The sequence below is a fragment of the Metapseudomonas otitidis genome (assembly GCF_900111835.1).
In the GTDB taxonomy this organism is placed as follows: domain Bacteria; phylum Pseudomonadota; class Gammaproteobacteria; order Pseudomonadales; family Pseudomonadaceae; genus Metapseudomonas; species Metapseudomonas otitidis.
In genome coordinates this window covers 83,510-103,362 of record NZ_FOJP01000013.1, presented here as the reverse complement: position 1 = coordinate 103,362, position 19,853 = coordinate 83,510, and the positions used below count along the sequence as shown (strand labels likewise).

Genomic DNA, 19,853 nt, shown 5'->3' with positions numbered 1-19,853 from the left:
AGAGGGCACGGGGCGGTCCTTGACGGCGTGCGCGCCTGGGGACCGCAACAAAGCGCGCACTCTAACCCTTGGGTGGCATGGGAAGCCAGCCGTGCCGACGCATGTCCACCCGTTCGTTGTGGATGAAGACCCCTTCGGCCCGCAAACGTGCCCGTTGTTCGTCACCGGAGACGGTTCCGGCGGGCAGGCTGAGCCGTCCGCCCGCCGCGATCACGCGGTGCCAGGGCAGGCGGGTGCCCTCCGGCAACTGGCCGAGGGTACGGCCCACCCAGCGCGCCGCGCGGCCCAGTCCGGCCATTTCGCCCAGTTGCCCATAGCTGACCACCTTGCCGGGCGGAACCTGGGCCAGCGTGAGGTAGAGGGCTTCGCGACGGGCTTCCGGGCTGGAGAGCCGCAAATCGTCCTGGGCAGGGGGCGTTGACGGGGGCATGGCGGGTTCCGGCGGGCGGTGGCGGCCAGCATAGGGCGGCGCCAGGGGAGGGGCAATGTGGGAGGCGGCGACGGGAACTTGGCGACGATACGTCGGTCAGTCCTTGCTCAGCCGCCGGGCTTGCGGATAATGCCCGGTTTTTCCGCAAAGTCCTGAGCCTGCGTATCCGCCATGTTGTCCAGAAAACTCCTTTGCCTGGCCCTTGCTGCCGCTTCGACCTCCACCTTCGCCGACACCGTCTGGATGAAGAACGGTGACCGCCTGACCGGCAAGATCCGCGTCTTCGACGGCGGCAAACTGATGTTGCAGACCGACTACGGCGGCTCCATCCCGCTGGACTGGTCCAAGGTCGCCACCCTGCAGAGCGACCAGGAACTGATGGTCAAGCAGGACGACCTCACCGGCGAGCGCGCCAAGACCCTGATGCCGGCCGAGCCGGGCAAGGTGATCCTGGCCAACGGCGAGGCGCCCAAGACCGTCGAGCTGGCCAGCATCGAGCAGATAATGAAGCCCAAGCCCTTCGTCGAGGACCTGACCTGGACCGGCAACGTCGACGTCTCGCTCGACTACAAGCGCGCCGAGAAGGACACCGACGACTACGACGTCGACTTCAAGACCAAGGCCCGTCATGGTCGCTGGCGGCACAACGCCAACGGCGAGTACAACCGCGAATTCCAGAACGAGGTGAAGACCACCGAGAACTGGGAGCTGGAGTACGCCCTCGACCGCTTCATCACCGACAAGTTCTTCTGGCAGGGCCGCGCCGGCTACAAGCGCGACAAGATCGAGGAGCTGCGTCGCCAGCGCACCGTGGGTACCGGCCCCGGCTACCAGTTCTGGGACGACGAGCTGGGCGCCTTCTCCCTGGCCTCCCTGATCAACCGCACCGACTACCAGTACGACACCGGCGAGAAGGACAACTTCTATGCCCTCGGCGTGAAGTGGGACTACAACCGCTACCTGGTGGGCAAGACCGTCGAGTTCTTCACCACCGGCGAAGTGGGCCGCCCGCTGGGCAACGCCGCCGATTACTCCCTGGATGCCGAGGTGGGCCTGCGCTACAAGGTCACCGACTGGGCGTCGCTCAACATGAAGGCCGAGCGCGACCTGGTCAGCGGTGCCGAAGGGGACACCGACCGCACCCGCTACACCGTGGGCTTCGGTATCGGCTGGTAACGCCGACCGGCATGAAAAAGCCCCGCTTCGGCGGGGCTTTTTCGTGGAGCGGGGCGTGCCTTACAGGCGCAGGCCACCGTCCAGTTCCAGCACGCGGCCGGTGAAGTAGTCGTTCTCCAGGATGTAGGCCACCGAGTGAGCGATCTCCATCGGCTTGCCCAGGCGCTTGAGCGGGATGCCTGCGGTCATCTTCTCCAGGGCCTCGGGCTTCATGCTGGCGACCATCTCGGTCTCGATGAAGCCGGGGGCCACGGCACCGACGCGGATGCCATAGCGTGCCAGCTCCTTGGCCCACACCACGGTATCGGCCGCCACACCGGCCTTGGCCGCGGAGTAGTTGGCCTGGCCCATGTTGCCGGCGCGGGAAATGGAGGAAATGTTGACGATGGCGCCTTCGTTCTTCAGCTCGATCATCTTGGCGGCCACTTCGCGGGTGCAGAGGAACACGCCGGTCAGGTTCACGTCGATCACCGCCTGCCACTGGGCCAGGCTCATCTTGGTCAGCTCGCCGTCCTTGACCTTGATGGTCAGGCCGTCGCGCAGGATGCCGGCGTTGTTCACCAGGCCGTTGATCGCGCCGAAGTCATCCGCCACCTGGCTGACCAGGTGGGTCACCTGCTCTTCGTTGGCCACGTTGCACAGGTAGGCGCGGGCGTCGCCACCGGCTGCCTTGCAGGCCGCCACGGCCTCGTCCAGGCGCTCTTGGTTGAGGTCGACCAGCGCCAGGCGTGCGCCCTTGGCCGCCAGGTATTCGCCCATGGCCCGGCCCAGGCCCTGGCCGCCGCCGGTGATGATGATGACCTTGTCTTTCAGCTGCATGGTGTAGCCCCTCGAACTGGGAATTATGGATCGCTGTGCCCCGCTGGCAGCCCGGAACCGTTATCCTGAGCGCCCGTCCGTTTACGACGGATTCTCTGCGAGGAGTCAGAAGGTGAGCGTGAAAGCCGCAAAGAATGCCCGAGAATTGCTGCTCAAGGAATACCGGGGCGTGCTCTCGACCCAGTCCAAGGCCATGCCCGGCTACCCCTTCGGATCGGTGGCCCCCTATTGCCTGGACGCCGAGGGGCGGCCGCTCATCCTCATCAGCCGCATCGCCCAGCACACCCACAACCTGCAGAAGGACCCGAAGTGCTCGCTGCTGGTGGGCGAGCGTGGTGCAGACGATATCCAGGCCGTCGGCCGCCTGACCCTGCTGGCCGAGGCGCGCCAGTTGACGGAGCCCGAGGCCATCGCCGCCGCCGGTGCGCGCTACTACCGCTACTTCCCCCAATCCCGTGACTACCACCTGACCCATGATTTCGATTTCTGGGTACTGGAGCCGGTGCGTGCCCGTTTCATCGGCGGCTTCGGCGCCATCCACTGGATCGACGAGGTGGCCCTGGCCAACCCCTTCGCCGGGGAAAGCGAGACCGGGATGGTGGAGCACATGAACGCCGACCATCGCAGCGCCATCGACCACTACCTGGTCCTGCGCGGCCTGCCGGCCGATCCGGCGGCCGAACTGGTGGGCATCGACAGCGAAGGCTTCCATGTCCGGCTGGGTCAGAGCATTCACTGGCTGCCCTTCCCAACATCCTGCAACACACCGGGTGCAGTCCGTCAGGCCCTGGTGGCGCTGGCCCGGGCCGACCGCTGGCCGGATGCCGAGGCCCCCGACGCTTGAATTCGCCGGAGGCCGGCTTCATGTAGCTGTCTTACCGGAAGCCGTTCTTCCGCGAAGGAAACTTTCATGCGTGTCTTTGCGTTCCTCTTCCTGCTGTTCCCGCTCATCGAGCTGGCCGTCCTGATCAAGGTCGGCAGCGTCATCGGCGTCTTCCCGACCCTGCTGCTGCTGGTGGCCACTGCCTTGCTGGGCAGCTTCATGCTGCGCATCGCCGGCGTCGCCACCGCCTGGCGCGCCCGTGAGCGGCTGGCCCGGGGCGAACTGCCGGAGCAGGAGATGCTCGAGGGTTTGATGATCGCGGTCGGCGGCGGCCTGCTGCTGCTCCCCGGCTTCATCAGCGACCTCTTCGGGCTGGTCTGCATCATTCCCTTCACACGTCGCCTGATCATCCGTCGTGTCCTGCAGCGTGCCGCTCGACAGGCCGAACGCCAGCGTGCCTTCTCCGACGACCCGCTGGCGCGCAATCAGCCGCGCCATAACGTCATCGAAGGCGAATACGAGCGTCGCGACGACTGATTCCGCCCCGTTATCGGGCGGCCCGAGGAATTTTTTTCGGGTGCCCCTTGAAATGCCGCCAGGCGACCCTATCTATCCGACACCGCAAGGTTACTGCCCCCAGGGGCAGTTCAGACTTCCGCAGCGTGCCTGGCGCGCTGCTGCCGGCACCGCCGGCTTTTGCTAACCCGCCGGTGATTTTCACCGGCGCCGGAAAACACTGATTGGGAGAGTTAGACCATGAAGCTTCGTCCCCTGCATGACCGCGTCGTGATCCGTCGCAGCGAAGAAGAAACCAAGACCGCTGGCGGCATCGTGCTGCCGGGCTCGGCTGCCGAGAAGCCGAACCGCGGCGAAGTGGTTGCTGTCGGTACCGGTCGCGTGCTGGACAACGGCGAAGTCCGTCCCCTGGCTGTGAAGGTCGGTGACCAGGTTGTGTTCGGCCCCTACTCCGGCAGCAACACCGTGAAAGTCGACGGTGAAGACCTGCTGGTCATGGGCGAGAACGAAATCCTCGCTGTCATCGAAGCCTGAACCCGACCCCTTTCCCACTTAGAGATTCGAGGAAGACAACATGGCTGCTAAAGACGTCAAATTCGGCGATGCCGCTCGTAAGAAACTGCTCGTAGGCGTTAACACCCTGGCTGATGCCGTTAAAGCCACCCTCGGCCCGAAAGGCCGCAACGTGGTCCTGGAGCGCAGCTTCGGTGCTCCGCTGATCACCAAGGACGGCGTTTCCGTCGCCAAGGAAATCGAGCTGAAGGACCGCATCGAGAACATCGGCGCCCAGCTGGTGAAAGACGTGGCCTCCAAGGCCAACGACGCTGCCGGTGACGGCACCACCACCGCCACCGTTCTGGCCCAGGCCATCGTCACCGAAGGCCTGAAAGCCGTCGCTGCCGGTCTGAACCCGATGGACCTGAAGCGCGGCATCGACAAGGCCACCACCGCCATCGTTGCCGAGCTGAAGAACCTGTCCAAGCCGTGCACCGACACCAAGGCCATCGCCCAGGTCGGCACCATCTCCGCCAACTCCGACGACTCCATCGGCAACATCATTGCCGAAGCCATGGAGAAAGTAGGCAAGGAAGGCGTGATCACCGTTGAAGAAGGCTCGGGCCTGGAAAACGAACTGTCCGTCGTGGAAGGCATGCAGTTCGACCGTGGCTACCTGTCCCCCTACTTCATCAACAAGCCGGACACCATGGTGGCCGAGCTCGACGGCCCGCTGCTGCTGCTGGTCGACAAGAAGATCTCCAACATCCGCGAACTGCTGCCGGTTCTGGAAGCCGTTGCCAAGTCCGGCCGTCCGCTGCTGATCGTGGCTGAAGACGTCGAAGGCGAAGCCCTGGCTACCCTGGTCGTCAACAACATGCGCGGCATCGTCAAGGTTGCTGCCGTCAAGGCCCCGGGCTTCGGCGACCGCCGCAAGGCCATGCTGCAGGACATCGCCATCCTGACCGGCGGTACCGTCATCTCCGAAGAAGTCGGTCTGTCCCTGGAAAGCGCCACCCTGGAGCACCTGGGCAACGCCAAGCGCGTCGTCCTGAGCAAGGAAAACACCACCATCATCGACGGCGCTGGCGCCCAGGCTGACATCGAAGCCCGCGTTGCCCAGATCCGCAAGCAAGTCGAGGAAACCTCCTCCGACTACGACAAGGAGAAGCTGCAAGAGCGTCTGGCCAAGCTGGCCGGCGGTGTTGCCGTGATCAAGGTCGGTGCGGCTACCGAAGTCGAGATGAAAGAGAAGAAGGCCCGCGTGGAAGACGCCCTGCACGCCACCCGTGCTGCAGTGGAAGAAGGCGTGGTTCCTGGCGGTGGCGTGGCACTGGTTCGTGCCCTGTCCTCCATCAAGGACTTGACCGGTGCCAACGAAGAGCAGACCGCAGGTATCAACATCCTGCGTCGCGCTGTCGAGGCTCCGCTGCGCCAGATCGTCACCAACGCCGGTGACGAGGCTTCCGTGGTTCTGGACAAGGTCAAGCAGGGTTCCGGCAACTACGGCTACGACGCTGCCACCGGCCAGTACGGCGACATGATCGAGTTCGGCATCATCGACCCGGCCAAGGTCACCCGTACCGCGCTGCAGGCTGCTGCCTCCATCGCCGGCCTGATGATCACCACCGAAGCCATCGTGGCTGACCTGCCGGAAGACAAGCCGGCTCCGGCCATGCCCGACATGGGCGGCATGGGCGGCATGGGCGGCATGATGTAAGCCACCCCAGCTCACGCTGATCGAAAAGCCCCGCCTTGTGCGGGGCTTTTCTTTTGGGACGCTCAACCAGGCCCCTGCGCCGACCGAGATGCCCCGCAACGTGGCTCTGCGCTTCCCAACCCAGGCCGCTCTCGCCAGAATGAGCGCCATTCACGGAACCTGCGTCCCGGCCGTGGTCAAAGGCCGGCGCCGCGACGTGCGGGCAACCTGTTCGAGGAGGGGGCGATGCGCATCCTGCTGGTAGAAGACAACAAGGACATCCTGGCCAACATGGCCGATTACCTGGAGCTCAAGGGCTACACGGTGGACTGCGCCCAGGATGGCCTGTCCGGCCTGCACCTGGCGGCCAACGGGCATTTCGACCTGATCGTGCTGGACGTGATGCTCCCCGGCCTGGACGGCAACAGCCTGTGCCAGCGCCTGCGGGAAGAGGCCCGCCTGGACACACCGGTGATCATGCTCACTGCCCGCGATGCCCTGGACGACCGCCTGCAGGGCTTCCGCTCCGGTGCCGACGACTACCTGGTCAAGCCCTTCGCCCTGTCTGAGCTGGCGGCCCGCATCGAGGCCGTCCTGCGGCGCAGCCGGGGCGGCGGCAAGCGTGCCCTGCAGGTGGGCGACCTGCACTACGACCTCGACACCCTGGAGGTCAGCCGGGGTGGCAAGCCGCTCAAGCTCAACCCCATCGGCCTCAAGCTGCTGGCGGTGCTGATGCAGAAGAGCCCGCACCTGGTGCGCCGCGAAGTGCTGGAAGAGGCCCTGTGGGGCGACGACTGCCCCGACAGCGATGCCCTGCGTAGCCATATCCACCAACTGCGCCAGGTCATCGACAAGCCCTTCGGCAAGCCCCTGCTGCACACCCTGCACGGCCTCGGCTACCGGCTCTCGGAGTCGATCGATGGAGTTTAGGCAGAGCCTCGCCCGCCGCATCGTCATCGCCTTCACCCTGATGACCGTGCTGGTGGGTGGCACCTTCTCCCTGGGCATCATCGAAGTGGTGCACGTGATCGAGGAGCAACTGATCTCCCGCGACCTGAGCAACGAGCTGGATCGCGTGCTGGAGCAGAACATCTACCAGGGGCGCCCGCCGATCCTGGACAGCGACACCCGTTTCTACATGGATGACGGCGGCCACAACCGCTATTCCATGCCCGAGTCCTACCGCGAGCTGAGCGAGGGTTTCCACGAGATCTTCGAGGGCGCGCTGTCCTACCACGCCCTGGTGCGGGATGTGCACGGGCGCCGCTACATGCTGCTGCAGGACCAGAGCGACTTCGAAGACCGCGAGCGCGTGCTCTACGGCGTGGTGCTGGTGGGCTTCGTGCTCAGCGTGCTGCTCTCCGCCGTGCTCGGTTGGCTGCTGGCGCGCAAGGTCATCGAACCCGTGGTGCGCCTGGCCCGCCAGGTCCGCCACCGCGACCAGTTGCTCGGGCTCGCGCCGCCACTGGCGCCGGACTACGCCACCGACGAGGTGGGTCAACTCGCCCAGGCGTTCGACGACACCCTGGGCCGTCTGCACCAGGTGCTGACCCGCGAGCGCCTATTCACCAGCGACGTCAGCCACGAACTGCGTACCCCGCTGATGGTGATGGCCTCCTCCTGCGAGTTGCTGGAGGAGAACCGCAGCCTCGACGGTCGTGCCCAGGCCCAGGTGGAGCGTATCGCCCGTGCCAGCGAGGAGATGCGCGACCTGGTGCAGACCTTCCTGATGCTCGCCCGCGCGCGCCAGGAAGAGGTCAACCTCGGTCCCCAGGCCAGCCTGCGGGAAGTGGCCGATGAGCTGGATGCCCTGTGGCGGCCCGCCATCGAGGACAAGGGCCTGGCCTTCACCTACCTGCCCGGCGAGGCGGCCAGCGAGGTGCGCTACAACGCTGCCTTCCTGCGCTCGGTCATGGGCAACCTGCTGCGCAACGCGCTGCACTACACCGACAGCGGCAGCATCCGCCTCGAGCTCTCCGGTGCCGCCTTCGTGGTGCAGGACACCGGCGTCGGCATCCCCGAGGAAGACCGCGAGGCGATGTTCCAGCCCTTCGTCCGCGGCGGCGCCAAGCGGGGCGATGGGCTGGGGCTCGGCCTCTCGCTGGTGCAGCGGATCTGCGACAACCAGGGCTGGAGCATCGCCCTCACCGCCGTGGAGCCCAATGGCTGCCGCTTCGAGGTCGTGCTCGGCAAGCGCCCGACCTGAATTGACGCTTTTTTCACCTCCGTTTGATCTCCCCTTGACCCCCATCCGCGTAGCGTACTGACGCGCGGATGGGGGTGGCAGGGAACCTCTAACTGAAACAATTGTCTGCCAGCCTCTGCCGTTGATTTTCTGCGGCGGTGTGCCGAGCACCCCGGACCCGAAGGACCGTTCGTCACTCCAGGTCACGGCCACCGCCAGGTGTTCTACGGTTAAGTCACAGCGTTTGGCAGCGCTATCAAGGGGTTGCGATCATGAAATTAGAAATCACGCGAGCTTTGTTCCTCGCCGGCGCCCTGGGAGTCGCCTCTGCGGCGGCAGCGGCCTGGCACGAGCCATCGCCCTCGGTAGTCAGTTCCAACGGTCTCGGCTACTGTCCGGTACCGCCCAACGCCCGCCACAAGCCCCTGGCCAGGCCCGACGATAACCTCCTGCTGCTGATGTACGGCCTGACCCAAGGGCTGCGCGGCCAGTCCTGATCCTCGCCATGGCGCTCCTCCCTCACCACAGGGAGGAGCCCGTCAACACCCTCCCTCCTCCTGCTCCAATCGCCATTCCTCGATTCCCTGCTTCAATACCCTGCTAGCGGTACGGCCTTTGCAGCATCGTCCGCTACGAGCCGACGAGCGCAGGGATGCTTCGGTGCAACTCCCGGACTAGAGACGCTGCCGTCCATCCAGGCGATGCGATTCGGGGATTGCCGTCGTGAATGGGGTTACCCCGTGCACGGTCCTGTTACCGCAGGCGACACAAAAAAGGGCAGGAATCATTCGCCCACTCGGACGGTCTCGATCAGAACGATGACCTGGAATTCACCAGGCGACGAACGGAGGGGTACCTGATGGCGGCAGGCGTGATGACGTTGACGAGGGCCATGGATGACCGGTTCGAACAGTTCTGGGATTGGCGAGGCGAATGGGTCGAGCCGCCGAACCTGAGGCGCGGCGGCGAGAGCGGGGTGGAGCGGGTGCGCCGCGACGACGGTGTGCTGCTCTACTGCAAGCGGCAGTGCGGCCACCTCTACCGCAGCCTGCTGCACCCCTTTGGGCGCCCGACGGTACTGCGTGAGCGGGATGCCATCCGTGCCTTCGAGCGCCTGGGCGTGCGCGTGCCACGGCTCGTCTACTGCGGTGCCCGGCGTGGCGGGGAGGCCGGTTGGCAGGCCCTGCTGGTGACCGAGGCGCTGGATGGCTTCATCGATTTCGAATGCTGGTACGCCTCCCTGGCGGGGCGGCCGGATACCGAGGATGAACGTGCCCGGGTGCTGGACCAGATCGCCACGGTCCTGGCCCGGTTGCACCGGGGTGGCTGGCAACATGGCTGCCTGTACCCCAAGCACATCTTCATCCGTCTCGGGGAAGGGCAGGGCGCCACGCCGGAAATTGCCCTGCTCGACCTGGAGAAGAGCCGTCGCCGCTTCGCCCAAGCGCGCGCGGCATTCAATGACGTCGGCAAGATCAAGCGCCACTCCGTCATCAGCGAGGCGGACTGGGTCCACCTGCTGACTGTCTACGAACGCGCCTTCGGCCACCGCGTAGAGGCCCTGCACCGGCTTTGAGCAGCCCCGAACGAAAAAGGCCCCGCATCTGCGGGGCCTTCTCGTTCTACGTGCCTCAGTGGCTCGAGACGGGCTCGGCCTGGGGCTGGTGCTGCGGGTCCTTGCGCGTCAGCAGCGTGTAGACGCACGGCAGGACGAACAGGGTGAACAGCGTGCCGATGGACATGCCGGTGGCGATCACCAGGCCGATGTCGAAGCGGCTCACCGCGCCCGCACCCGTGGCGAGGATCAGCGGCACCATGCCGAACACCATCGCCGCCGTGGTCATCAGCACCGGACGCAGGCGGATCGACGCCGCTTCCTCCACGGCCTCGCGCGGGGACAGGGCCTTCTCGCGGCGCAGCTGGTTGGCGAACTCCACGATCAGGATGCCGTGCTTGCTGATCAGGCCGATCAGCGTCACCAGGCCCACCTGGGTGTAGATGTTCATGCTGGAGATGCCGAGGAACAGCGGGATCAGCGCCCCGCAGATGGACAGCGGCACCGTCACCAGGATCACCAGCGGATCGCGGAAGCTCTCGAACTGCGCAGCCAGCACCAGGAAGATGATCGCCAGTGCCAGGCCGAAGGTGACGTACAGCGCGCTGCCTTCCTGGACGTACTGGCGCGAGGCGCCGGCGTAGTCGAAGGCGAAGCCGCGCGGGGCCTCCTCGCGGGCGATCTGGGTCACCGTCTCCACCGCATCGCCCATGCTCACCACCGGGAAGCCCTCGATGATCGCCGAGTTCAGCTGCTGGAACTGCTTGAGCTTGGTCGGGCGGGCGGTGTCATGCACGGTGATCAGCGTGGACAGGGGCACCATGGTGCCGCTCTCGCTCTTCACGTAGTAGTTGTTCAGCCAGCCCGGGTTGTCGCGGTAGGCCCGCTCCACCTGGGCGATCACCTTGTAGCTGCGGCCGTCGATGGTGAAGCGGTTGATCTCGCCTTCGCCCAGCAGCAGGGCCAGGGTGGAACCCAGGTCCTGCATGGAGACGCCCATCTGCGCGGCCTTCTGCCGGTCGATGTCCACCACCACCTCGGGCTTGTCGAACGCCAGGTCGATGTTCAGGAAAGCGAACTTCCCGGACTCCTCGGCGCGCTTCTTGATGCGCTCGGTCACCTGCAGCAGCGACTCGTAGTCGTTGGGGGTGTTGACCACGAACTGGAACGGCAGGCCCTCGCCGGTACCCGGCAGGGACGGCAGGTTGAAGCCGAAGATCTGCAGGCCGGGGATCTTGTCCAGCTTGGCCTGGACCTGCGGCAGCAGCTCCATCTGGGTACGCTCGCGCTCGTCCCAGGGCTTGAGCAGGAAGCCGCCGATACCCGCCTGCACGCCGTCGAAACCGTTGATCTGGAACGACGAGTAGTACTCGGGGAAGGACTTGAACAGGTCCACGAACTGCGCCGAGTAGGCGTTCAGGTAGTCCAGGTTGGTCGGCTGCGGCGCCTTGGCCATGAGGAACACGATGCCCTGGTCCTCGTCGGGGGCCAGTTCGCTCTTGGTGAACATCATCAGCACCGGGATCAGGCAGAACACCAGCACGGCGAACACCACCACCACCGGGCGGGTGTTGAGGGTGCCGTGCAGGGCGCGCTGGTAGCGGTGCTTGAGGCGCTCGAAGATCAGGTCCAGCCGGTGGGCCAGGCCGCTCGGGTTCTCCTCGTGGCGCAGCAGCTTGGAGCACATCATCGGCGACAGCGTCAGGGCGACGATGCCGGAGATGATCACCGCACCCGCCAGGGTCAGGGCGAACTCGCGGAACAGCGCACCGGTCAGGCCTTCGAGGAAGCCGATGGGGGCGTACACCGCCGCCAGGGTGATGGTCATGGAGATGACCGGCACGGCGATCTCGCGGGCACCCTCGATGGCGGCGTCGAAGGGCGTCTTGCCCTCCTCGATGTGCCGGTGGATGTTCTCCACCACCACGATGGCGTCGTCCACCACCAGGCCGATGGCGAGCACCATGGCCAGCAGCGTCAGCAGGTTGATGGAGTAGCCCATCAGCTGCATGAAGAACAGCACGCCGATCATCGACAGCGGGATGGTGATCACCGGGATCAGCACCGAGCGGAAGGCGCCGAGGAACAGGAACACGACCACGATGACGATCAGCACCGCCTCGCCGAGGGTCTTTACCACCTCGTCGATGGAGGCCTGGATGAAGCGGGTGGCGTCGTAGGCGATGGACACCTTCAGGTTCGGCGGCAGCTGCGCTTCCAGTTCGGGCATGATCGCGCGCACGTGCTTGATCACGTCCAGCGGGTTGGCGCTGGGGGTGCCCTTGATGCCGATGTACACCGAGGGGATGCCGTCGAAGGAGCTGATGGAGTCGTAGTTCTCCGCGCCCATCTCGACGCGGGCGATGTCACGCACCAGCACGCGGCTGTCACCCACGGTCTTCACCGGGATGGCAGCGAAGGCCTCGGGGGACTTCAGGTCGGTGGTGGCGTTGATGCTGGTCACCACGTACTCGCCCTTCACTTGGCCGGCGGCCGAGAGGAAGTTGTACTTGCGCACCGCATCGCTCACGTCGGTAGCGGTGACCCCGTAGGCGGCCATCTTCACCGGGTCCAGCCACAGGCGCATGGCGAAGACCTGGTTGCCGAGGATCTCCGCCTCCGCCATGCCCGGCAGGGTCGCCAGCTTGGGCTGGATGACCCGCGACAGGTAGTCTGTGATCTGGGGGTTGGACAGCTCGTCGCTGTAGAAGCTGATGTACATCAGCGCCGAGGCGTCGGCCGACTCCTTGGACAGCACGGGGTCTTCGGCGTCCTGAGGCAGCTGGTTCTTAACCTCGTTGGCCTTGGCCAGCAGCTCGGTGAACAGCCGGTCCGAGTTGGCGCCGATGCGCGCGTAGATCGAGATGACCGACATGTTCTGCTGGCTCGACGACGTCATGTAGTCGATGCCTTCGGCACTCGCCAGGCTCTGCTGCAGCGGCTGGGTGATGTAGCCCTGGATGGTCTCGGCGTTGGCCCCCGGGTAGGCGGTGGTCACCGTGATCAGGGCGTTCTCCATCTGCGGGTACTGGCGGATGACCAGCTTGCTGAACGCCTGGAAACCGAGCAGGACGATGAGCAGGCTGACCACGGTCGCCAGGACCGGTCGACGGATGAAGGGATCTGTGAAAGCCATATGCGATTCCTTGGCGTCGCCTTATTGGGCAGCGCTGGCTTGATCTTCCGTTTTGGGGGCGAGGACCGGGTCGTCCACCACCGCGACGTGGGAGCCGTTGTCCAGCTTCAGCTGGCCGGAGGTGACCACCTGCTCACCGGTCTTGAGGCCCTTGAGCACCACCACCTGGCTGTCGCGGCGCTCGCCGGTCTCGACGAAGCGGCGCTCGACCACCAGGTAGGGTTCGCCCTTGTCGTCCTTCTGCTCCTGGCCGTCCTCGCCCTTCTTCGGTGCGATGACGTACACGGAGTTGCCGTACAGGGTGTAGGTGATAGCGGTCTCCGGGACCACCACGCGTTGCTCTTCACCCGGCAGCAGCACGTCGAGGTTGGCGAACATGCCCGGCAGCAGCTTGTTGTCGGGGTTCTTCAGTACGGCGCGGACCTGCAGGTTGCGGGTGGTGTCCTCGACCTTCGGGTTGATCGCCGAGATGATGCCTTCGAACACCTCGCCCGGGTACGCCGCCACGCTCACCCGCACGCGCTGTTCCAGGGCCAGCTTGGGCACGGCCTGCTCGGGCAGGAAGAAGTCCACATAGAGGTTGTCCAGGTCCTGCAGGGTGGCGATGGTGGTGCCGGAGGAGAGGAAGTCACCCACGTCCACCTTGCGGATGCCGATGGTGCCGCCGAAGGGCGCGAGGATGCGCTTCTTGTCCAGGGTCGCCTTCAACTGGGCCACCGAGGCGTTGGCCTTCTGCAGCTCGGAGGACAGGCGGTCGAACTCGCTCTTGGAGATGTTCTGCCGGTTGACCAGGCTGCGGCCGCGCTCGAATTCGACGCGGGCCAGGGACAGGGTCGCCTCGGCGGTGGCCAGGCTGGCCTTCTCCACGTCGCTGTCCATCTGGATCAGCGGCTGGCCCTGGCGCACCTTCTCGCCGGAGCGGAACAGCACGTCCTGCACGGTGCCGGAGACCTCGACGGTCAGGTCGACGCCCTGGAAGGCCTTGAGCGAGCCGATCGCCGGCAGGCGCTCCTGCCACGGACGCTGTTCGGCCAGGGCGGCCGACACGCTGATGGCCGGTTTGGGCGCGGTGAACATCGCGATCTGTTGCTTGATGGAGAAGGCTTTGTAGGCGGCAAGGGCGAGCACCACGAGGATGACCGCGCCGAGCATGATGAGCATGCGGCGGAGCAACATATTCCGGTTCCTTGGCAAGGCAGAGTCGGGCCTGGGAATAGGCGAGGCGTGCACCTTATTCCTACCGGCGGGGGCAAGTCAAAGCCCCGGAATTGCAAAAGATTGCGCTTGGCGGGCGGTTTGCTGGCTGCTGTTCATGATCGGCGAGGATCGCCGAATATCGCGGATTTTATTTTGGCCGGTAGGCCGGCGCCGAACAGGCGAGGGGGAGGGGAAGGCACATCCCTGTGCCGGGAGAATCAGGCGCTGAAGCGGCGGGTGACGTCGTTCAGTTCGCCCGAGAGGCCATGCAGCCGCTGGCTGGCGCCTTCGGTGCGTTGCACGTTCTCGTTGTTGGTGTTGGCGATGGCGGTGATCTCGGTGAGGTTGCGGGAGATGTCCTCGGCCACCGAGGTCTGCTCCTCGGCTGCGGTGGCGATCTGCCGGTTCATGTCGCGGATCGCCTCCACGGCCTCGGTGATGCGCTGCAGCATCGCACCGGCCTCGGTGACCTGGGTGACGCTCTGCTCGCTGCGGTTCTGGCCGTTCTCGATGGCGCGCACTGCATTCACCGCGCCGGTCTGCACCGTGTCGATGATCTGGTGGATCTCGGCGGTGGATTCGGCGGTGCGCTGGGCCAGGGTGCGGACCTCATCGGCCACCACCGCGAAGCCACGGCCCTGCTCGCCGGCGCGGGCTGCCTCGATGGCGGCGTTGAGGGCCAGCAGGTTGGTCTGCTCGGCGATGCCACGGATCACTTCCAGCACCTTGCTGATGCGCCCGCTGTCGCTTTCCAGGCGACGGATCACCTCTGCGGTGGAGGCGATCTCGCCGCGCATGCCGGTGATGCTCTGGATGGTGGCCTGCATCACCCGCTCGCCCTGCTGGGCGGAGGTATCGGCCTGGTCGGCAGCGCCGGCGGCTTCGGCGGCATGGCGCGCCACTTCCTGGGCGGTGGCGGACATCTCGTGCATCGCCGTGGCCACTTGGTCGGTGCGGGAGAACTGCTCGCGCACGCCTTGGGCCATCAGCACGGCGATGGCGTTGAGCTCGCCGCTGGCGTTGTCCAGCTCGCTGGTGCTGTGCTTCAGCCGGTTGAAGGTGTCGGCGAGGAAGTCCCGCAGCACGTTCGCCGAATTGGCCAGGCTGCCCAGCTCATCCTTGCGGCTGCTGTCGACGCGCTCGCCGAAGTTGCCCTGGCTCAGGCGGGCGATGTGCTCGATGAGGGTGCGGATCGGCGCGATCAGGCGGCGGTTGATCAGCCACAGGGCCAGCACGCCGATCACCAGGCTGGACAGCAGCATGGTCACCAGGCCGCCAGTCACGGTAGCGCCGGCACTGGCGCTGATCTCGGCCGATTGCTGAATGCCGCGGTCATGCAGCTGGGTGACCAGGGCGGTCATCTGGTCGCTGGCGGCGCGGTCGATGCCCTGCACCGCCTTGTCGCCGGCGGTCGGGTCGGCCCCGGCGGCAAGGAAGGCCTCGCGGCCCTTGCGGTAGGCCGCCCCCAGGCTCTGGTGCTCGGTGCGCAGGCGCTCCACCTGGGTCTGCAGGTCGCGGTCGCCCATGTCGCGGGCTTCATTGACCAGCTTGCCGAGGATGTCCTGGACCTTGCGTTCCTGGTCCTCGAACTGGCCCCAGTACTTGGCCAGGGCGGCCGGGTCCTTGCCGCGCAGCAGCACGTTCTTCCATTCCTGGACCTGGCCTTTGAATTCGACGTTGGCGCTGTCGACGAGGCCGGACGCTTCCAGCGTGCCACCTACGAGATTGCGATAGGACTGGATACCACCAGACAGTGAATTGAAGCAGGCAAGCGCGACCACCAGGATCAGCAACAGGCTGCCACCCAACAGCGCGAGGAGCTGGCCTCGCAGGGAGTTTTGCAGGGACATGGAAGAACGCCTCAGGGAGGAGGAAGGGAAGTGCAGACAAAGTATAGGTCGGCCGCCATGGCCGAGGCGTTAGCAGGCTGTTGAAAAACTAACTGCGTTGCCGCTGCGGCGTTGAAAACGCCCTCAAAATGCTCATTTACCGTACGTAAACTGCGCTTTTTCGGGCGTTTTCGCCTTGCATCGGCTGCCTCGTCGACGCTTTTCAACGGCCTGTTGAACCATGGCGACGAAATGCTCGGGTTTCACGCCAGGTGCAGGTGGTTGTCCCAGAGCCCGGCGGGCAATTGCAGCGGTGTGGCGGTGGGGGCGGTCTGGCGGCAGTCGTAGAGGCGGCAGCGCCCCTGGCCGGAGGTGACGACGAAGCCGTCCTTCACCGCGCCCACGCCGGCGCAGTCGGGCAGTGGGGCGTCCAGGCGCAGGGCGCCGCTGTCCAGGTCCCAGATGAAGAAGCGATTGCCGCGTGGGGCGGTCAGGGCCACCAGGCGCAGTTCGTCGTGCACCGCCACGCTGGCGGTGTACTGGGCCATGGCCAGGCGCTGTTCGTCCGCCACGGGGAATGCGACGAACGGCTGGCCAGGGCGCTTGATGGCCAGCAGGTCGGCGTGGTCCCCGCCATCGCCCATGTACTGCTGGCCTGCCACCACGGTGCCGTCGGCGGCGACGGCCAGGTGGCGGATGCTGTTCATCTGCTGCGGCAGGGTCTCGCGGCTGATCAGGCTGCCGTCGCGACGCATCAGCACCAGGCTCGGCTCCATGGCGTCGAGGTTCATTTCCTTGCGGCTTTCCGCTTCGGTGCGGATACCGCCGTTGGCCACCACGAAGGTCTCGCCATCCGGCATCCAGGACACCTGGTGCGGGCCGAGGCCGTGGGTGGACAGCTCGCCCTGGAAGCTCAGCTGGCGGTTGGCATAGGCGTAGACGCCCAGCACACCGCGGCCGGGGTCGCGGGTGTCGTTGTCGGTGACGTACAGCCACTCGCCGCTCTTGTGGAACACGCCGTGGCCATAGAAGTGCCGGTCCGGCTGCGAGCGCAGGGTCTGCAGCAGGCGGCCGTCCTCAAGATCGATCAGGTAGCTCTCGGTGCCCGGGCGACGGGCGACGAACAGGGCCACCGCTTCGCTGGGGTGCTGGACGATGTCGTGGCAGCGCTGGGCGACCCGGGTGGCGAACACCTGGGTGCCGTCCAGGCGGTAGCCCACGGCGTAATGGCCGCCGTCGGCATCGTCACGGGCGGAGAGCAGCAGGGGCTCGCGCCCCTTGCGATTGAGCGACCAGCCGCCCAGCGTCACCGCGCCGAGCAGCAGGCTGCCGAGTGCGACCACCTGGCGGCGCAGCATGTCAGTCACCATCGTTGGCGTTGAAGCCCAGTTGTACGTTGAGGACGCGGGCCAGCTCGTTGGAATGCAGGCGGTGCACCACGTCCAGGCTGGCGTAGAAGACGCCCAATTGCTTGAGGCCCTCTTCGCTCTCCAGCAGCTTGCTCAGTGGCGGCTGCAGTGCGTCGAGCTTGCTGCGGGCGTCGGCATAGGCGGCGTCGATCTGCTCGGCCAGTGCCTTCTGGTCGCTGCCCAGCAGGCTGCGCAGGCCCTGGCCGTCGACGCCCTTCCACAGTTGTTCGGCGCTCAGCAGGCTGGCGCCGAGGCTGGCCAGGGAGGTGTCGCTGCGCCAACCGTCGGCCTGGTAGGGCTGGGGCACGCCCTTGCTCATGCGGCCCATGGGGGTGCCAAGCTTCTTCTTCAGGGTGTCGAGGGCAGTCACCTGCACGCGCAGCAGCTCCGAGATGGCCTCGTGGGAGTCGGCGTAGCGGGTGTTGGGGAACTTGGTCAGCTGTTCCAGCATGCCGTCCTTCTTGTTCCAGCTCGCGAGAATCTCCTCGGCCAGGGCCTTCTGGCGTTCGCCGATGGCTTCCAGCAGCGGGCAGTAGCGGGCTTTCTGCTCGGCATCGGCCAGGTCCAGGCCGCTGTCGAAGAGGATGTATTCGTAGGCGGACAGGCCCTGCACCACCACGCTGGACTTGCCCAGCCCTTCGGCGTCGATCTGCTGCTTGGCGTTGACCAGCTGTTCCACCTGGCGGCCCACCAGGTTCTTCTTGTCCGGCCAGAACTGCACCTGCCAGGCGCGGTTGCCTTCGGCCAGCGGGCCGACCATCAGCGGCTGCAGCTCGGCCCAGGCCTTCTGGGCGACGAGGAAGTCGGCGCGGGCCTTGGCCAGGTCCTCCTTGCCGGAGCAGAACGCCAGGGCGCTGGCGGCCAGGGCGCGGTCGGCTTCCACCCAGCGGCTGTAGGTGGGCAGGATCACCTGCTTGGCCAGCGCGGACGTGGCCTGGGCTTGCGGGTCCTGCGGGGCGCAGGCGCCGAGGGCAAGGGCGGCGAGGCTGGTGAAGAGCAGTTTGGGGCGGAACATGCAGGGCTCCTTACAAGGAATTCAGGAATGCCAGCAGCGCGGCTCGCTGCCCGGCGTCGTAGCGCATGACGGTCTGTTTCGCCGCCTCGGCCTCGCCACCGTGCCAGAGGATGGCCTCCAGCAGGTTACGGGCGCGCCCATCGTGAAGGAAGCGGGTGTGGCCATTGACCACCTCGGTGAGGCCGATGCCCCACAGCGGCGGTGTGCGCCAGTCGCGGCCGCTGGCCTGGAACTCGGGGCGGCCGTCGGCCAGGCCTTCGCCCATGTCGTGCAGCAGCAGGTCGGTATAGGGCCGGATCAGCTGGTTGGCCAGCTCCGGCTCGGCGGCATCGGCCCGGGTGGTGAAGCTCGGGGTGTGGCAGCCCTGGCAGCCGGCCTGGTGGAACAGGCCCTTGCCGTCCAGCACCTGCGGGTCGTTGACTCCGCGCCGCGAGGGCACGGCGAGGTTGCGGCTGTAGAACAGCACCAGGCGCAGGATGTTGTCGCTGACCTCGGGCTCGCCGCCGTTCACGGCATTCAGGCAGTCCACCTGGGTGGGCGTGCAGTCGTCGTGGGGCAGCAGGCTGGTGGTCAGGCCCATGTCGCCGGAGAAGGCGTGGGCGTTCTGCTGGTTCAGGCTGGGCTGGCCGGCCTTCCAGCCGAAGCGGCCGAGCACGGTCTTGCCGGCGGCGTCGTCCCAGACCTGGTTGGGGCGGCCGACGATGCCGGGGCCTTTGGCCTCGGACGGGCCGGCATTGGCCAGGATGGCCTCCTCGGGAATGGCCTCCAACAGGCCCAGGCCGATCATCGGCGGGGCGACCCGCGCGGAGAACATCGTCTGCGGGTGCATGGGGCCGTAGCCCAGCTGGGTGATCTCCAGGGTCGGCTTCTGCAGTTCCACCACGGTGCCGTCGCCCAGGGTGACGTTGAGCGGCTCGTAGCGCATGCGCACCTTGCCTTCCGGCGCGACGCCGGGGATGGCGACGTCCTGCAGCTGTCCGCCGTACACCGGCTCGGGCACCACGCCCAGGCGCTCCAGCATCTGCTGGTGCTCGGCCTTGGCTTCGGCGGGGATGGACAGGCGCACCAGCATCGACACGGCGTTGTCACCGCGAACGCCCGGTGGATGGCCGCGGCCGTCCTTCACGTGGCAGTTCTGGCAGGCGTTGGTGTTGAACAGCGGGCCCAGGCCATCCCTCGCGGTGGTGGAGGAGGGGGCGATCACCCAGGGGTTGCGGAAGAAGCTGTTGCCGACGTTGAAGTCCAGCCGGCGGCTCGGGGTGAGGTTGCCGGAGGCCTGGGAGAAGGCGTTGCGGTCATGCAGGTTGATGGTCGCGGCACCGCCTGAAAGCTGCTCGCCGGGTTCGGCCTGGGTGAAGCGGGGGGGCTTGTCGCAACCGGCCAGGGCAACGGCCAGCAACAGCGGCGACAGGTGGCGGAGGGCCGACGATACGGGCATTGGCGGGTCCGGCTGGGGAAAACAGGCGGGCAATGTTAGCAGGCGAACGGCTATTAAATAAGAGGGATTTGCGTTCGTGATAGCGAGTCCGGCTGGCCGCTGCGGAGCGGGTGTAACCCAGGCGTGACGTG

Annotated in this window: 17 protein-coding genes; 9 read left to right on the top strand and 8 right to left on the bottom strand. The window is 66.3% G+C overall.

What is annotated here, in order from left to right; genetic code table 11:
- Positions 1 to 61 precede the first annotated feature (61 nt).
- The gene (locus BM198_RS17855; RefSeq protein WP_044409498.1) at positions 62 to 430 is read right to left on the bottom strand and encodes an MGMT family protein; all 369 of its coding nucleotides are present in this window, start codon (positions 428 to 430) and stop codon (positions 62 to 64) included.
- Positions 431 to 601: 171 nt separating this feature from the next.
- Here BM198_RS17855 and BM198_RS17850 point away from each other — a divergent pair, with 171 nt between their 5' ends.
- Complete coding sequence (locus BM198_RS17850) at positions 602 to 1,606, top strand: DUF481 domain-containing protein (protein ID WP_044409495.1); 1,005 nt, start codon at positions 602 to 604, stop codon at positions 1,604 to 1,606.
- Positions 1,607 to 1,666: 60 nt separating this feature from the next.
- Here the strand turns inward: BM198_RS17850 and BM198_RS17845 are convergent, their stop codons facing one another.
- Positions 1,667 to 2,425 carry an SDR family oxidoreductase gene (locus BM198_RS17845; RefSeq protein WP_044409491.1) on the bottom strand — a complete coding sequence of 253 codons (759 nt, stop codon included), beginning with the start codon at positions 2,423 to 2,425 and terminating at the stop codon, positions 1,667 to 1,669.
- 112 nt (positions 2,426 to 2,537) lie between these two features.
- Between BM198_RS17845 and BM198_RS17840 the strand changes: the two genes are divergently transcribed.
- The 8 genes from BM198_RS17840 (at position 2,538) to BM198_RS17805 (ending at position 9,719) form a co-directional block, all read left to right on the top strand.
- Positions 2,538 to 3,269: a HugZ family pyridoxamine 5'-phosphate oxidase gene (locus tag BM198_RS17840; protein WP_074971583.1), complete on the top strand. Its 732-nt coding sequence runs from the start codon at positions 2,538 to 2,540 to the stop codon at positions 3,267 to 3,269.
- A gap of 66 nt (positions 3,270 to 3,335) precedes the next feature.
- Positions 3,336 to 3,785: an FxsA family protein gene (locus BM198_RS17835; RefSeq protein WP_044409485.1), complete on the top strand. Its 450-nt coding sequence runs from the start codon at positions 3,336 to 3,338 to the stop codon at positions 3,783 to 3,785.
- 219 nt (positions 3,786 to 4,004) lie between these two features.
- Positions 4,005 to 4,298 carry a co-chaperone GroES gene (locus BM198_RS17830; protein ID WP_044409482.1) on the top strand — a complete coding sequence of 98 codons (294 nt, stop codon included), beginning with the start codon at positions 4,005 to 4,007 and terminating at the stop codon, positions 4,296 to 4,298.
- Positions 4,299 to 4,338: 40 nt separating this feature from the next.
- On the top strand, positions 4,339 to 5,979 hold the full coding sequence (gene groL / locus BM198_RS17825) for a chaperonin GroEL (protein WP_044409479.1): 1,641 nt from the start codon (positions 4,339 to 4,341) through the stop codon (positions 5,977 to 5,979).
- 225 nt (positions 5,980 to 6,204) lie between these two features.
- On the top strand, positions 6,205 to 6,888 hold the full coding sequence (locus BM198_RS17820; protein WP_044409476.1) for a response regulator transcription factor: 684 nt from the start codon (positions 6,205 to 6,207) through the stop codon (positions 6,886 to 6,888).
- Positions 6,878 to 8,164 (top strand): sensor histidine kinase, encoded by a 1,287-nt coding sequence (locus tag BM198_RS17815; RefSeq protein WP_074971582.1) that lies wholly within the window; start codon positions 6,878 to 6,880, stop codon positions 8,162 to 8,164. The genes BM198_RS17820 and BM198_RS17815 overlap by 11 nt, the downstream gene beginning before the upstream one ends.
- A gap of 251 nt (positions 8,165 to 8,415) precedes the next feature.
- Positions 8,416 to 8,640, top strand: coding sequence for a hypothetical protein (locus BM198_RS17810; RefSeq protein ID WP_074971581.1), 225 nt, complete (start codon positions 8,416 to 8,418; stop codon positions 8,638 to 8,640).
- A 377-nt stretch (positions 8,641 to 9,017) separates the two neighbouring features.
- Complete coding sequence (locus tag BM198_RS17805) at positions 9,018 to 9,719, top strand: lipopolysaccharide kinase InaA family protein (RefSeq protein WP_074971666.1); 702 nt, start codon at positions 9,018 to 9,020, stop codon at positions 9,717 to 9,719.
- 55 nt (positions 9,720 to 9,774) lie between these two features.
- Here BM198_RS17805 and BM198_RS17800 read toward each other — a convergent pair whose 3' ends face one another.
- The 6 genes from BM198_RS17800 to BM198_RS17775 form a co-directional block, all read right to left on the bottom strand.
- Positions 9,775 to 12,834 carry a multidrug efflux RND transporter permease subunit gene (locus BM198_RS17800; RefSeq protein ID WP_074971580.1) on the bottom strand — a complete coding sequence of 1,020 codons (3,060 nt, stop codon included), beginning with the start codon at positions 12,832 to 12,834 and terminating at the stop codon, positions 9,775 to 9,777.
- 21 nt (positions 12,835 to 12,855) lie between these two features.
- Positions 12,856 to 14,010, bottom strand: coding sequence for an efflux RND transporter periplasmic adaptor subunit (locus tag BM198_RS17795; RefSeq protein ID WP_074971579.1), 1,155 nt, complete (start codon positions 14,008 to 14,010; stop codon positions 12,856 to 12,858).
- Positions 14,011 to 14,249: 239 nt separating this feature from the next.
- Entirely contained in the window at positions 14,250 to 15,881 is a 1,632-nt protein-coding gene (locus tag BM198_RS17790) for a methyl-accepting chemotaxis protein (protein ID WP_044409464.1), read from the bottom strand.
- Positions 15,882 to 16,123: 242 nt separating this feature from the next.
- Positions 16,124 to 17,218 (bottom strand): DUF1513 domain-containing protein, encoded by a 1,095-nt coding sequence (locus tag BM198_RS17785; protein ID WP_074971578.1) that lies wholly within the window; start codon positions 17,216 to 17,218, stop codon positions 16,124 to 16,126.
- 1 nt (position 17,219) lies between these two features.
- The gene (locus BM198_RS17780; protein WP_074971577.1) at positions 17,220 to 18,284 is read right to left on the bottom strand and encodes an imelysin family protein; all 1,065 of its coding nucleotides are present in this window, start codon (positions 18,282 to 18,284) and stop codon (positions 17,220 to 17,222) included.
- A gap of 10 nt (positions 18,285 to 18,294) precedes the next feature.
- Positions 18,295 to 19,722, bottom strand: coding sequence for a di-heme oxidoreductase family protein (locus BM198_RS17775; protein WP_074971576.1), 1,428 nt, complete (start codon positions 19,720 to 19,722; stop codon positions 18,295 to 18,297).
- Positions 19,723 to 19,853 lie beyond the last annotated feature (131 nt).

Excerpts from the sequence above, each read along its gene's own strand:
- BM198_RS17855 (WP_044409498.1), bottom strand. The coding sequence starts at position 430 with ATGCCCCCGTCAACGCCCCCTGCCCAGGACGATTTGCGGCTCTCCAGC.
- BM198_RS17850 (WP_044409495.1), top strand. The coding sequence starts at position 602 with ATGTTGTCCAGAAAACTCCTTTGCCTGGCCCTTGCTGCCGCTTCGACC.
- BM198_RS17845 (WP_044409491.1), bottom strand. The coding sequence starts at position 2,425 with ATGCAGCTGAAAGACAAGGTCATCATCATCACCGGCGGCGGCCAGGGC.
- BM198_RS17835 (WP_044409485.1), top strand. The coding sequence starts at position 3,336 with ATGCGTGTCTTTGCGTTCCTCTTCCTGCTGTTCCCGCTCATCGAGCTG.
- BM198_RS17830 (WP_044409482.1), top strand. The coding sequence starts at position 4,005 with ATGAAGCTTCGTCCCCTGCATGACCGCGTCGTGATCCGTCGCAGCGAA.
- groL (WP_044409479.1), top strand. The coding sequence starts at position 4,339 with ATGGCTGCTAAAGACGTCAAATTCGGCGATGCCGCTCGTAAGAAACTG.
- BM198_RS17820 (WP_044409476.1), top strand. The coding sequence starts at position 6,205 with ATGCGCATCCTGCTGGTAGAAGACAACAAGGACATCCTGGCCAACATG.
- BM198_RS17815 (WP_074971582.1), top strand. The coding sequence starts at position 6,878 with ATGGAGTTTAGGCAGAGCCTCGCCCGCCGCATCGTCATCGCCTTCACC.
- BM198_RS17810 (WP_074971581.1), top strand. The coding sequence starts at position 8,416 with ATGAAATTAGAAATCACGCGAGCTTTGTTCCTCGCCGGCGCCCTGGGA.
- BM198_RS17805 (WP_074971666.1), top strand. The coding sequence starts at position 9,018 with ATGACGTTGACGAGGGCCATGGATGACCGGTTCGAACAGTTCTGGGAT.
- BM198_RS17800 (WP_074971580.1), bottom strand. The coding sequence starts at position 12,834 with ATGGCTTTCACAGATCCCTTCATCCGTCGACCGGTCCTGGCGACCGTG.
- BM198_RS17795 (WP_074971579.1), bottom strand. The coding sequence starts at position 14,010 with ATGTTGCTCCGCCGCATGCTCATCATGCTCGGCGCGGTCATCCTCGTG.
- BM198_RS17790 (WP_044409464.1), bottom strand. The coding sequence starts at position 15,881 with ATGTCCCTGCAAAACTCCCTGCGAGGCCAGCTCCTCGCGCTGTTGGGT.
- BM198_RS17785 (WP_074971578.1), bottom strand. The coding sequence starts at position 17,218 with ATGCTGCGCCGCCAGGTGGTCGCACTCGGCAGCCTGCTGCTCGGCGCG.
- BM198_RS17780 (WP_074971577.1), bottom strand. The coding sequence starts at position 18,284 with ATGTTCCGCCCCAAACTGCTCTTCACCAGCCTCGCCGCCCTTGCCCTC.
- BM198_RS17775 (WP_074971576.1), bottom strand. The coding sequence starts at position 19,722 with ATGCCCGTATCGTCGGCCCTCCGCCACCTGTCGCCGCTGTTGCTGGCC.